This window comes from Allopusillimonas ginsengisoli (genome assembly GCF_004153455.1).
Taxonomy (GTDB): Bacteria; Pseudomonadota; Gammaproteobacteria; order Burkholderiales; family Burkholderiaceae_B; genus Allopusillimonas; species Allopusillimonas ginsengisoli.
Genome location: NZ_SDQE01000008.1, coordinates 44,956 through 57,643, shown reverse-complemented (window position 1 = coordinate 57,643; position 12,688 = coordinate 44,956). Strand labels below are relative to the sequence as shown.

General features: G+C 61.3%; 13 protein-coding genes. 5 read left to right on the top strand and 8 right to left on the bottom strand.

Going from position 1 to position 12,688, the window contains the following annotated elements; translation table 11 throughout:
* Nucleotides 1-63: 63 nt before the first annotated feature.
* Nucleotides 64-1,134, bottom strand: a complete 1,071-nt coding sequence (gene ruvB, locus ERE07_RS14410) for a Holliday junction branch migration DNA helicase RuvB (RefSeq protein ID WP_130009733.1) — start codon at nt 1,132-1,134, stop codon at nt 64-66.
* Between the two features lie 183 nt (nt 1,135-1,317).
* On the opposite strand from ruvB, the gene ERE07_RS14405 reads away from it, so the two are divergent.
* Nucleotides 1,318-2,295, top strand: coding sequence for a threo-3-hydroxy-L-aspartate ammonia-lyase (locus ERE07_RS14405; RefSeq protein ID WP_130009732.1), 978 nt, complete (start codon nt 1,318-1,320; stop codon nt 2,293-2,295).
* Between the two features lie 88 nt (nt 2,296-2,383).
* On the opposite strand, the gene ruvA is transcribed toward ERE07_RS14405, so the two are convergent.
* The 6 genes from ruvA to ERE07_RS14375 form a co-directional block, all read right to left on the bottom strand.
* Nucleotides 2,384-2,962, bottom strand: coding sequence for a Holliday junction branch migration protein RuvA (ruvA, locus tag ERE07_RS14400; protein WP_130009731.1), 579 nt, complete (start codon nt 2,960-2,962; stop codon nt 2,384-2,386).
* A 76-nt stretch (nt 2,963-3,038) separates the two neighbouring features.
* Nucleotides 3,039-3,584 (bottom strand): crossover junction endodeoxyribonuclease RuvC, encoded by a 546-nt coding sequence (ruvC, locus tag ERE07_RS14395; RefSeq protein WP_130009730.1) that lies wholly within the window; start codon nt 3,582-3,584, stop codon nt 3,039-3,041.
* Nucleotides 3,584-5,176: a bifunctional phosphoribosylaminoimidazolecarboxamide formyltransferase/IMP cyclohydrolase gene (gene purH / locus ERE07_RS14390; protein ID WP_130009729.1), complete on the bottom strand. Its 1,593-nt coding sequence runs from the start codon at nt 5,174-5,176 to the stop codon at nt 3,584-3,586. Before purH ends, ruvC begins: the two co-directional genes overlap by 1 nt.
* A gap of 28 nt (nt 5,177-5,204) precedes the next feature.
* On the bottom strand, nt 5,205-5,444 hold the full coding sequence (locus ERE07_RS14385) for a helix-turn-helix domain-containing protein (protein ID WP_130009728.1): 240 nt from the start codon (nt 5,442-5,444) through the stop codon (nt 5,205-5,207).
* 53 nt (nt 5,445-5,497) lie between these two features.
* Nucleotides 5,498-6,505, bottom strand: coding sequence for a tRNA dihydrouridine synthase DusB (dusB, locus tag ERE07_RS14380; protein ID WP_130009843.1), 1,008 nt, complete (start codon nt 6,503-6,505; stop codon nt 5,498-5,500).
* 91 nt (nt 6,506-6,596) lie between these two features.
* Entirely contained in the window at nt 6,597-7,793 is a 1,197-nt protein-coding gene (locus ERE07_RS14375; RefSeq protein ID WP_130009727.1) for an FAD-dependent monooxygenase, read from the bottom strand.
* Nucleotides 7,794-7,900: 107 nt separating this feature from the next.
* Between ERE07_RS14375 and ERE07_RS14370 the strand changes: the two genes are divergently transcribed.
* The 4 genes from ERE07_RS14370 to ERE07_RS14355 all read left to right on the top strand — a co-directional run bounded on the left by ERE07_RS14370 (nt 7,901) and on the right by ERE07_RS14355 (nt 11,518).
* Entirely contained in the window at nt 7,901-8,374 is a 474-nt protein-coding gene (locus ERE07_RS14370; protein WP_245153726.1) for a TM2 domain-containing protein, read from the top strand.
* Nucleotides 8,375-8,747: 373 nt separating this feature from the next.
* Nucleotides 8,748-9,083 (top strand): hypothetical protein, encoded by a 336-nt coding sequence (locus ERE07_RS14365; RefSeq protein WP_130009726.1) that lies wholly within the window; start codon nt 8,748-8,750, stop codon nt 9,081-9,083.
* A 21-nt stretch (nt 9,084-9,104) separates the two neighbouring features.
* Nucleotides 9,105-9,977 carry a cytochrome c oxidase assembly protein gene (locus ERE07_RS14360; protein ID WP_209021155.1) on the top strand — a complete coding sequence of 291 codons (873 nt, stop codon included), beginning with the start codon at nt 9,105-9,107 and terminating at the stop codon, nt 9,975-9,977.
* 29 nt (nt 9,978-10,006) lie between these two features.
* Complete coding sequence (locus tag ERE07_RS14355; RefSeq protein WP_245153725.1) at nt 10,007-11,518, top strand: M48 family metalloprotease; 1,512 nt, start codon at nt 10,007-10,009, stop codon at nt 11,516-11,518.
* 74 nt (nt 11,519-11,592) lie between these two features.
* Here ERE07_RS14355 and ERE07_RS14350 read toward each other — a convergent pair whose 3' ends face one another.
* Nucleotides 11,593-12,687 (bottom strand): YheT family hydrolase, encoded by a 1,095-nt coding sequence (locus tag ERE07_RS14350; RefSeq protein ID WP_130009724.1) that lies wholly within the window; start codon nt 12,685-12,687, stop codon nt 11,593-11,595.
* Between the last annotated feature and the right edge of the window lies 1 nt (nt 12,688).

Here is a 12,688-nt window from a genome sequence, read left to right as displayed (position 1 = left end):
CCGTGGACATGCATGCACTGAGCCGATGCTATCAGGGCATTGGCCCGGTATTGTCAGCGCGCTTCAAGTGAAAAGATCGGGTGTAATGCCGCCTGCAGCCGTGGGCGGTGTCAGCCCGAGATGCCGCCAGGTGGTTTGCGTGGCCATGCGCCCGCGCGGCGTCCGTTGCAGGTACCCGTGCTGTATCAGATAAGGCTCGATGACATCTTCGATGGTATCGCGCTCTTCGCCGATGGCAGCCGCCAGGCTGTCCACACCGACTGGCCCGCCGTCGAATTTATGGATAATGGCCTCAAGCAGCTTGCGATCCATGAGATCCAACCCTTGCGGGTCAACCTCCAGCATGGAGAGCGCCGCATTGGCAATCTCGACATCAATGCGGCCATTTGCCTTGACCTCGGCGTAGTCGCGCACGCGACGCAGCAGCCGGTTGGCGATACGGGGCGTGCCCCGGGCTCGCCGGGCAATTTCCGCGGCGCCTTCCGGCGTGGTTTCGGCGTTGAGCAGGTGCGCGCTGCGGGAAACGATATGGGTGAGATCGTCGGCGTTGTAGAACTCCAGGCGCGACACAATGCCGAAGCGGTCACGCAGGGGATTGGTGAGCATGCCCGCGCGTGTCGTGGCGCCCACCAGTGTAAACGGCTGAAGATCTATCTTGACGCTGCGTGCTGCCGGGCCCTCGCCAATAAGAATATCGATCTGGAAGTCTTCGAGCGCGGGATAAAGAATCTCTTCGACGACAGGCGAAAGACGATGGATTTCGTCGATAAAGAGTACATCGTTGCGCTCCAGATTGGTGAGCAGCGCGGCGAGATCGCCCGGACGCTCCAGCACCGGGCCTGATGTCTGACGCAAGTGCACGCCCATTTCGTGCGCTACGATATGCGCCAGCGTGGTCTTGCCCAGGCCGGGAGGTCCGAAAAGCAGTACGTGATCCAGCGCCTCTTGGCGATTTCGCGCTGCGGCGATGAAGATTTCGAGTTGGTCGCGAACGCGCTGCTGTCCGATGTATTCGCTGAGCTGGCGCGGGCGCAAGGCGCGCTCGATGGAATCTTCGTTGGGCGACGCGCTTTGCGGCGCAACGATGCGTTCCGGCGCGGGGCTGCTGGATAGCGTATCGGAATGTATGGCCATGAGTGAGGTGCCGATTAGTCGTGCTGAGTATATTTACAGTGCTAGATGGTACTCTAACACGGGCGTTGTTGCAGCCCTTTTGACCCTCCCTCTTTCTCGTTCTGCATGGGGTGTCCGGTTGCAGCATAATCATGGGTATCAACAAACAGCCATTCTTTGAATCCACTTTTACGCGAGCCCTGCATGAGCCTTGTCCTTCCTGCCTACGATGATGTCGTTCGGGCCAGCCAAACGCTGAAAGGCGTTGCCCACCGCACTCCTGTGCTGGTGTCGCACACACTCAACGAGCGCCTTGGCGCTCAGGTGTTCTTCAAGTGCGAGAACTTGCAGCGCATGGGCGCATTCAAGTTTCGCGGCGGCTATAACGCCCTGGCCAATCTCTCCGACGCGCAACGCCAGGCGGGCGTTGTTGCGTTTTCGTCGGGCAATCATGCGCAGGCGGTCGCGCTGGCCGCGCAATTGCTGGGTGTGTCCGCCACCATCGTCATGCCTGCCGATGCGCCACGCGCCAAGAAAGCCGCTACCCTGGGGTATGGCGCGCGTGTCGTCGACTACGACCGTGCGACCCAAGACCGGGAGGAAATCGCCCGAGGCCTCGTCGACAAAGAAGGGCTGACCTTGATCCCGCCCTTTGATCATGCCGAGGTCATTGCCGGGCAGGGCACGGCGGTCAAGGAATTGCTCGAAGATACCGGCGGGCTGGATGCGCTGTTCGTGCCTTTGGGCGGCGGCGGCCTGTTATCGGGCTCGCTGCTGTCAGCGCAGGCGATCAGCCCGGATTGCGCCGTCTATGGGGTAGAGCCCGAGGCGGGCTCGGATGGTCAGCAATCGTTGCGCAAAGGCTCTGTGGTGCGTATTGCGCAGCCGAGCTCAATTGCGGACGGTGCGCTCACCCAGGCGCTGGGTAACCTGACTTTCTCCCTCATTCAACAGCATGTGCGCGACCTCCTGACGGTCACCGACTCACAGCTAATCCAGGCAATGCAGTTTTTTGCCGAGCGGATGAAAATTGTCGTTGAGCCCACCGGCTGCCTGGGCGCCGCCGCCGTGTTCAACGAGCTGGTGCCCTTGAAAGGCCAGCGGGTAGGTGTAGTGTTGAGCGGCGGCAATGTCGACCTTGCCGCTTTTGGGCGATTGCTGGAGCAGGGCGCGCAGACATAGCCGCCATGGCCCGTGGCCGAGCCGCCGCGCAAACGCCGTCTTTGCTGTTCGGGCACCCGGTTGCCCGCCAGCGGCTGGGCAAGGCTTTTCAAGTTCTGGACAGTGATTTCAGCGCCGTTCGTATGCCCTCGGCGACTTCCACGCCTTCAGGCACCTTCTTGAGCGCGGCCTGGCATTCGCTGTTGGAGTACCCCAGCGCCAGCAATGCATTGACGATGTCTTCGCGCCCGCCGCCCGAGACTGTTCCCGGCGCGGACGGCAAATCCGCGCCCAGCTTGCCACGCAACTCCAGCAGCAGACGTTCGGCCGTTTTCTTGCCGATACCGGGTACGCGCGTCAAGCGTCCGGTTTCCTGCTGCGTGATGGCGCTGCCCAACTCATCGACCGTCATGCCGGACAGCACGGACAAGGCCGTGCGCGCGCCTATGCCAGTGACCTTGATCAGCAGGCGAAACGCACTGCGCTCCTTGTCCGACAGAAATCCGTACAGTGTGTGGGCATCTTCGCGAACAGCCAGATGCGTATAGAGCGTTACGCGCGCTCCTGTTTCGGGCAGGTCGTACAGGGTGCTCATGGGCACATCGATTTCGTAGCCGATGCCCCCCACATCAATGCAGACGACGGGAGGCGTCTTCTCGATCAAAGTTCCGGTAATGCGTCCTATCATGATGACTCTGTTCCTGATCTATCCACCCACTCAAGTGGGGGTTGGGTGCGGTTGGTCACTATAGCCTGACGGCGGGTCAGCCGACCAGCCGTCCACCTCGCACGCGTCCGCGATAGCCAGCGCCAATCTGGCCGCTTTGCTTCAGGCGCTCCGACAAGGGGTTGAAATGAGCGTGGCAGATCGCGCAAGCGAGGGCGTCGGCCGAATCGGGCGCGGGCAAGCCATTGAGCGCCAGCAGATGCTGCACCATTTTCTGTACTTGTTCCTTGGCCGCATGACCGTTGCCGACCACGGACTTCTTGATCTGCAAGGCAGTGTACTCATGCACATCAAGCAAGCTGTCGGCCAGTGCGCACAGGGCAGCGCCGCGGGCCTGTCCCAACAGCAGCGTTGACGTCGGGTTGGCGTTCACGAATACTTTTTCCATGGCGGATACGGTAGGCCGTGTCGTCTGCACCACCTCGCGAATATTGTCGAGGATGATTTTCAGCCGGGACGCCAGCGGCTGATCAGCGGGCACCACAATGGTGCCACTGCTGACATAGCTTAGCCGCGTGCCCTGGACATCGATCACCCCGAAGCCGGTGCGGCGCAGGCCGGGATCGATGCCAAGGATGCGCATCAGTGACGGAAGTGGCGCATGCCGGTGAAGACCATGGCAATGCCATGCTCATCCGCGGCCGCGATGACTTCGTCATCGCGTATGCTGCCACCAGGCTGGATGACACAGTTCGCGCCGGCCGCGACAACAACATCGAGGCCGTCGCGGAATGGGAAGAATGCATCGGATGCCACTGCGGAGCCCGCCAGTGTCAGACCGGCGTTGTCCGCCTTGATCGATGCGATGCGCGCGGAGTCTATCCGGCTCATCTGGCCTGCGCCGACGCCAAGCGTCATCCCGTTGCCGACAAACACAATCGCGTTGGATTTGACGTACTTGGCTACTTTCCAGGCGAAGCGCAAATCCAGCATCTGCTGTTCGGTAGGCGCAAGTTTGGTCACCACTTTGAATTCGTTCTCAGCCACATGCAGGCCATCTGGATCCTGAACAAGCCAGCCGCCGCCCACGCGTTTGATGTCGAACAGATTCTGCGCGTCGCCCTGGGGAATTTCAAGCACACGCACGTTCTTCTTCGCAGCAAAAACGGCCAGCGCCTCGGACGAATAGCCCGGTGCCAGAAGCACTTCGACAAACTGCCTGCTGACCGCCTGCGCGGTGGCTTCGTCGACCGGACGGTTGAAGGCAATGATGCCGCCGAACGCGGACGTGGGGTCGGTCTTGAACGCCTGCTCGTAGGCGTGCAGCGCACTGTCCGCGACGGCCACGCCGCAGGGATTCGCATGCTTGACGATGACGCAGGCGGTTTCCTGGAAGCTGCGTACGCACTCCCAGGCGGCGTCCGCATCGGCAATGTTGTTGTAGGAAAGCTCCTTGCCCTGCAATTGTCGATAGCTGCCCAACAGGCCAGGCCGCACGGGTTGATCAACGTAAAAGGCGGCGCCCTGATGTGGGTTCTCGCCATAGCGCAGCACCTGCTGTTGCTTGACCTGCATGGTCAGCACGCGCGGCCAGGTGTCGCGCTCCGGCGTTTGGTCCTGGGCCGGTTCAGCCGTGGCCAGGCTGGTGAGATAGGCCGCAATTGCGCCATCATAGGCTGCTGTATGGGCGTAGGTCTTGGCGGCGAGTTCCAGGCGCAGCGCGTAAGAGGGCTGTCCTGCCGGACTATCCATGTCAGCCAGCACGCGTGCATAGTCCGCGGGATCTATCACGACGGCAACGCCGCCTTCGCTGGTGCCGTGGTTCTTTGCGGCCGCGCGCAACATGGCGGGCCCGCCAATATCAATGTTCTCGACAGCGTCCGCAAAGCTGCAATCGACCTTGGCGATCGTTTCGCGGAAAGGGTAAAGATTGACGACCAGCAGATCAATGGGATCGATGCCGTGTTCGGTCAATGTCTGCATGTGCTCGGTGCTGTCCCGACGCGCAAGCAGGCCGCCATGAATCTTGGGGTGCAAGGTCTTGACCCGGCCGTCCAGGATTTCTGGCGACCCGGTGTGGTTCGCCACTTCGGTGACATCAAGACCCGATTGGGCCAGCAGCCTGGCGGTACCGCCGGTGGATAGTAGGCGTACGCCACGGTGGGCCAGGGCCTGGGCGAACTCGACGATACCGGTTTTGTCAGAAACCGAAAGCAGTGCTGTCTTGATTTTCATGGATAAGGTTAGGGAGTTTAAAGAGGAGTCAGGGCTGCAGGTTGTGGGCCTGCAATTTTTTGCGCAAGGTACTGCGTGTGATGCCGAGCATTTCGGCAGCTTTGGATTGGTTGCCGCCCGATTGTTCGAGCGCTATCTGCAAGACGGGTCGCTCGACGCAGTTCACGACCATGGCGAGCATGTCGCGTGGCTCAGATTCGCCCAGATCAGCCAGATAACGTTCAAGCTGGTCGCGTACGGATTGTTCCAGAATATTGGGTTTGCTCATGATTCTTGGGTGGTGACGTATTCGTATTGTGTTTCGTGTTTTGGCCTTGCCGCCTAGGGCAGGGCCTTGGCCGTTATCGGCTCATCAGGCGCATGCAGGTCGAACCACCGGGCGATAGCGCTGGCTTGATCCTGCGTACTGTCTATCTTGTTGATGCTGGGCAAAAAATCCTGCGCGCCAGGCATATCGGCCAGATACCAGCCTATATGCTTGCGTGCGGATCTAACACCAGTGTATTCCCCGTAGAACCGATAATGGTCATCGAGATGATCCAGCAGGCAGTTTCGCAACTCGCCATAAGTAGGCGGCGGCAAGTGCGCGCCAGTGGACAAGTAATGACTGATCTCGCGGAAAATCCAGGGGCGACCCTGAGCGGCGCGCCCGACCATGATTGCATCGGCGCCAGTGTAGTCTAGTACAAATTTTGCTTTTTCGGGACTATCTATATCACCGTTGGCAATAACGGGGATCTCAAGTGCCTGCTTTACATCACGTATGGTGTCGTACTCCGCTTCCCCTTGATACAGATCGCAACGCGTGCGGCCATGGAGGATGAGCGCGGCGATGCCGATGTCCTGCGCCAGCTGGCCGATGCGCAGCGCGTTGCGTGAGTGCTGGTCCCAGCCTGTGCGTGTTTTCAGCGTAACCGGCACATCCAGCGGTTTGCAGGCGCGCACGACGCTTTGCAGGATGGCAATCACGCGCGGTTCATCGCGCAGCAGCGCCGAGCCCGATGCCACGTTACAAACTTTTTTGACCGGGCACCCCATGTTGATGTCGATAATGCGCGCGCCTTTGCCAATATTGAAGACGGCGGCCTCAGCCATCATGTCGGGGTCTGATCCTGCAATCTGAACCGCGATCGGATCGACTTCGCCTTCGTGGTTCAGTCGGCGCGAGGTCTTGACGCTATCCCACAGGCGCGGATTGCTCGCGGCCATTTCGGACACAGCGTAGCCCGCCCCCAGCGCCTTGCACAGCTTGCGGTAGGGGCGATCGGTGACGCCCGCCATGGGTGCCACGAAGACGGGGTTGGAAAAGGACCAGGTGCCGATGCGCATGGAGGGGATTTTAACCTTGTTGTTCACAAGGGGAGTCGAGCGCGGTGAGCGGGACGCTGCGAACATGCCAGCAACCGCGGTTTGGTTCAGGCTAGCTGCGCAGTCCCTGGAGCAGGTGCCGGGCGAGCGGCAGACGCAGTACAGGCAGTAGATCCAGCCCCAGTAAGGCCAGGCCGCCCGCATGCTCCACCAGGGGATTGCCAGTGGCAAATACACGGGGCAAAAAATCAGTGACGCCTGCGGTGAGCCAGCGATCGGGGCGTCGTCTGCGGGCAAAATCTGCGAGCAGGTCGGTGGGGTCGGTACTCGGTTGCGCCAGCCAGGGTGTCAGCGCCAATGCCAATTGCGCAGCGTCGCGCAAGCCCAGATTCAGCCCTTGGCCTGCCACTGGATGCAGCGTTTGCGCTGCGTTGCCGATGGCGATGCTGCGGGGTCCGAGCAGGGAGGGGCCGGCGTGCAGGCTGAGTGGGAAAACATGGCGTTCGCCCTGGCAGCTCATGGTGCCCAATCTGTCGCCAAAGGCCTCGTGCAACTGCTGTTCGAACTGCTCGGCCGGCAGCGACTGCAATTGCTGGGTTTCATGCGGCGGGTTGCACCACACCACACCGTAGATATCGGGGCCGGCCGGATGCGGCAGAAAGGCGAGGGGGCCGGAACGGGTAAAGCGCTCGTACGCCCATCCAGAGCGTGGGCGTGATACACGCACCGTCACCAGCAGGGCATGCTGTCCGTAGTGCCTTTCTATGCCCTTGGGTCGCACGCCATCGGACCGGACCAGCAGCGTGCTTTTGAGCGCTTCACCATTGAGCACGATGTCGATAGGCTCCGGCGATGTCCCCGCGCCGGCGGCCTGGTGTTGCTGCCCGGCGCTTGTCTGCGCGGCCTCGGCCAGGGTGACGCCGCTGCGTCGCAGCGCCGCGTGCAGGCTGGCCAGCACGGCGTCGTACCCTGCAACACTGCCCAGCCTCGGCACGCCAAGCTCATCATGGCGGATAAGTGTGCGGCCAAGCCGCCCTCGCTGTGAAACATGTACGTTGGTGATATCGGCGGAGTGGCGCGGCCAGGCCTGGAGTTGCTCCAGCAGCGTGCGGCTGCCGTGATTGAGCGCCAGCGTACGCGGGTCGGCAACCGGTTCGGCCTCGTGGGGCGAACTGGCTGCGGTGTCGTCAGAGGCAACCTTGCCCAGCAGGATAATGCGTTCGGGTTGCGGCGCCCGCGACGCCAGAAGGAGCGCCAGGGCGCTGCCCACGGGGCCGGCGCCGCTGATGGCAATGTCATACATAGGCATGATGGTGTTTATGCGGGTCCACGCTTGACGACTACAATGTTGTGGATTGTAAGCCTGCCGAGGGGAAACTGGCCTTCAGGCACGAGGCTTATCCACGCGAGGTCTTCATGGAACAATTTACCACTTCCTCATCCGGGCGGACACTAGCCGAGCGTGCGGGTGGGCGTGTACACCGCAGTAAAGTGATTGCCGCCTGGCTGGCTTCTCTGTTGGGCCTGTTCGGTGCGCACTGGTGGTACCTGGGCCGGCGCGGCGCCTGGGCTGTCACGCTGTTTGGCGTGTTGATGCTGGCAATCGCCCACCTGTATCCGGTCTGGTGGGACAATCCTCCCTTCCTGGTGCTGATCATTCCTATTACCGCCGGCTTCATCGAATCGCTCATTCTGGCGCTCAAGCCTGACGCCTGGTTTGACGCCCGCTACAACCCAGGATCCGGACAGCAGACCCAAACGGGCTGGAATGCCGTGTTGGCTGCCATTTTTGCCACATTTGTCGGCGCCATGGTGCTGATGTTCGGCATCGCGTTGATCGTCATGCACGTATATACCGCGCTGGGCTGGCTGGATGGGTATGTCATCTAGGCCTTTGTTGTTGTAGCCATGCCGCAAAGACACGCCTGACACATGGTTGCGCCCCGCTCAGGGTTGTCCACAGGCATGCGCGCGGGTTACACTGCCAAAGTGTTCATTATCAAGGAGCTGTGTGGTGAATCCCGACCCCGGCGATAGTAATAGTCGAACTTGCATCGGCTTTCATATCTCCAGGCGCGCGTCCGCTTAACGGCAGCTCACCCTAGCTTCCATAGCCGCGCCCCTGGCCAGTACAGAGGGCGTGGCAGTTTCCTGAATACATCCGTATTCAAACTCCCGCCATATTCATAGTCCGAACCCGTCATGGTCAATGGCAGGTTCACGCGTCGCGTGCGAGCGGCGCATCAGAACAATGGGGGGTTATATGCGTTTCTTCGATCTCTTCCTGCGCCGCGCCGGCGTGCGCCCAACGCCAGTTCGCGTTCCCAATGCGGTGTCCCGGCTTACGGTCGTGTGCCCCCGTCATCTGCTACCCAACCTGCGCAAACAGATCTATCTCGACTTCGAGGCCGCTGGGCTGCGCGTCTCGGGCCTGAGCATTGACAATGCCCAGCAGCACGATATGGCCAGGGCCTGTGTCACGGTCGCCTGCCCGCCCGAGATGCGTGCTGTGCTCATGAGCCAGGCCCGACAATTGCGCGACTTGCCTGGCGTGCACCAGGTGCATTGGGGGCATCGTCGTCAGCATGCATTAAACTAGCGGGTATTGTCGCCCTAGCGGATTGTATCCATGGATTTACTCGACTGGCTCCGGCCCTGGGAGCCCTCCCCGACACTGGTGCTGTTCTTTTTTATCGGCATCTGTCTTTTTGTGCGGGGCACGCGAGTCCATCGGGTGGGCAAGGTGCGCCAGGCGTTTTTCTGGGCAGGCGTTGTCATTTTGTATCTCTCGCTGCACACGCACCTCGATTACTACGCAGAGCGCATGTTCTTCATCCACAGGGTGCAGCATCTTATCCTGCACCATCTGGGGCCATTGCTCATCATGGGTGCTTATCCGGGCCAGGTCCTGCGCGCCGGGATGCCCATGTCCTGGCGCCTGCGTCTGAGAGACTTTCGCGTCAGCCGGGCGGGGCGCATCACGGAAGCCGTGCTGACCAACCGTTTCCTGGTGCCTTTCCTGTTTGTCGTGCTGGTGCTGGGATTTCTGCTCCCAACGGTGCAGTTTTACTCCATGCTCGACTGGCGTTTGTATCGGTTCATGAACTGGTCTGTTGTGATCAGCGGATTTTTATACTGGAACCTCATTCTCGATCGCCGCCCGAGCCCGCCCGCGGCGCTTTCGCCCGGCGGGCGCGTGATCTCGCCCATCATCACCATGGTGCCGCAGATGATCGTCGGTGCTGTCATTACCTTTACCGAGTACGATCTTTATCCCATATTCGACCTCTGCGGCCGCGCGATTCCCGGCATGACCGCTGTCACCGATCAGGCTATAGGCGGCCTGACGATGTGGGTATTGGCAGGGTTTGTCGAAGTCTTCGGCCTGCTGTTTGCGCTGGCGACGCTGATGCGGCTGTCCGGTAAAAATCGCTTGCCCAACAAACAGGACCGTCGCCGAAAATCGGCGCCAACGGTAGCGCCGGTATCCTGACCAGTGCGCCACGGAAACAGGCTACGCCCATGATTGGACGCACCGTTTTTTACAGACACCCCCTCACCAGACTGCTGTGCGCGTCGCTTGCGGGGCTGATGATAGCCGGCGCGCCCCTGGGCACGACCGCGCAGCCCGTGGGTATCCCCAGCATGGGGCCAGCTTCGTCGGCCGAGCTTTCCCCCGAGTTGGAGCGTACGCTGGGCGATGCCATCATGGAGCAGGGTCGCCACGACCCCAGCTACATCGCGGATCCCGATATCAACCAGTACCTCACGGGCATGGGCCGCAAGCTGGCTTCGCACGCGCCGGGTGGTGGTGTCGAGCACATCGCCGTGTTCGCCATACGCGATTCGCAGGTCAACGCGTTTGCGCTGCCGGGTGGGTACATCGGTATTCACAGCGGCTTGGTGGTGACGTCGGGCAACGAGTCGGAACTGGCTTCTGTCATGGCCCACGAAATCGCACACGTTGCGCAGCGGCATATCGCGCGCGGCATGACACAGCAATCGCGCAGCAGCCACGTAATGCTGGCCGCGCTGGCGGGCGCCTTGCTCGCGGCGCTGTCGGGCAGCGGCGATCTGGCAATGGGTGTGGCAGCCTTCGGCCAGGCGGCGGCCGTCGATCAACAGTTGGGGTTCTCCAGGCAAGCCGAGCAGGAGGCCGACCGTATCGGCCTCGAAATGTTGCGCAAGGCCGGCTACGATCCGCGTGGCATGGCCGAGATGTTTCAGCGGCTGGGTAACGCTTCGCGCTTGAACGAAGGGCGTGGCGGCGGTGCATACAGCAGTACCCACCCGCTATCGATACAACGAATGTCCGATATCCAGTCACGCTTGTCAGAGGTGCCGGCCGTCAGTCGTCGTGATTCCGATTCCTACTGGTATGTACGTGCCAAGTTGCGTGTCATGCAGGCGCGTGATGGACAGGCACAGCGCAATGCCCACGACGCGCTGGCGCTCGAGGCACAGCGTCACACGGGAGTGGCGCGTTCGGCTGCCTGGTATGGCATGGCGTACGCGGCCTGGACAAAGCGTGATTTGGCTGCCACCCAGAGCGCCCTGGCCAAGGCAAGAGAGGGTGGTCACGACTCACCTGAAATCGCAAGCCTGGACATCGATCTGGCACTGGCCGGCGGTAATGCTTCACAGGCACAGTTGCAGGCCGACGCCGCGTGGAAAAAATGGCCGGAAAGCCAGGGGGTGGCCCTGGCACGGGTAAACGCCATGCAAAAAACCGGGCAAGACAAACAGGCTGTGGAGTTTCTTGCCCAGCTCGCCCGAAAGTGGCCGGATTTGGCCGCGGTGCATCGGCTCAAGGCACAAGGGCAGGAACGTCTGGGCCAACAGGTGGCGGCCCGCCGCAGCATGGCAACCTACTACGAAATGACGGGCGCGCTGCCTACCGCGGTGGAGCAACTCAGGCAGGCCAGGGGCATGACCAGCGACTTTTACGTTCAGTCTGAGCTGGACGTGCAGATCCGTACGCTCAAGGAGCGCCTGGAGTCGGACAGGCAGTTACTGGAACGCTTCAAGTCCTGAGTTTGCACTGAATAAGCGTCAGAGCCTTGGGCTGCCTTGAAGCCCGAGGTTTGACGGCAGGAGGCAGCATGTGGCTAGCTTCGCAGCTCGAAGAATCGGGCCAGCCGGTTGGGCAGCCAGCCCAGGTTGCCTGGAAACCCTCCCGTTACAAAGCCCGCATGCCCACCTTCGGCCGGCTGGTGCAGCAGCACGCTGGATGAACATTCGCCCGAACTTGGCAGCGACGCTTCAGGCACAAAGGGGTCATTCCTGGCATTGAGCAGCAGTGTCGGCACGGCGATATTGCCAAGCAGTGGTTTGCAGGCTGCCCGGGTCCAGTAATCCAGCGCGTTTTTGTAGCCATGCATGGGCGCGGTGTAGGTGTCGTCGAACTCGCGCAGCGTGCGTGCCTGGGATAACCGCAACGCGTCGATATTGCCCGGAAAACGTTTGGCTTTCTCCTGGATTTTGACCTTCATGGTACGCAGGAAATACCGGGAGTACAGGGATTTTCCGAGCCAGGTTTCGGAAAGGTGCCTGCCGCAGACGGCGAGGTCGAGCGGCACGGATATCGCGGCAACGGCCTCGACCTGTGTCTGTGCTGTAGCGCCGAGTTCACCGAAATGCTTGAGCATGGCATTGCCGCCCATGGATACGCCCACAGCGTGCCAGCGGGCGAGGGGCGCGCGCTGTCGCACCACTTCCAGCATGAAGGCGATGTCTTCGGAATCACCTGAATAATAGGCGCGCGCCATGCGGTTGGGAAAGCCCGAGCAACTGCGAAAGTGAGCGATGACCACGATCCATCCGCGCGCGCGAAAATGCTGAGCAATAGCCTGGGCATAGTGACTGCGGCTACTGCCCTCCAGACCATGGAACAGGACGAGCGCGGGCGTATCCGCTGCGGTTGAGACGTCGGCCCAGTCTTCGGGCTGCATCCAGCGCCTGGCGGCTGTATGCGCCAGGCGAGGATCCGGCGTGGTCATTTGCCCATTGGCCAACCGATCTGAGAACAGACCCGGCGCCGTCCAGTCGAAGTCCAGAAAATCGCCGTCAGGCGTATCGACGCGCTCACGCACAAAGGCAATGTGATGGTAGCGGGCGACCAACGCGCCATACAGTGTTTGCAGGTGGCTGCCGGGCAACCAGGCGGGGCAGGGACAGGAGCTGGTGTCTATCTGTGCTGTCACG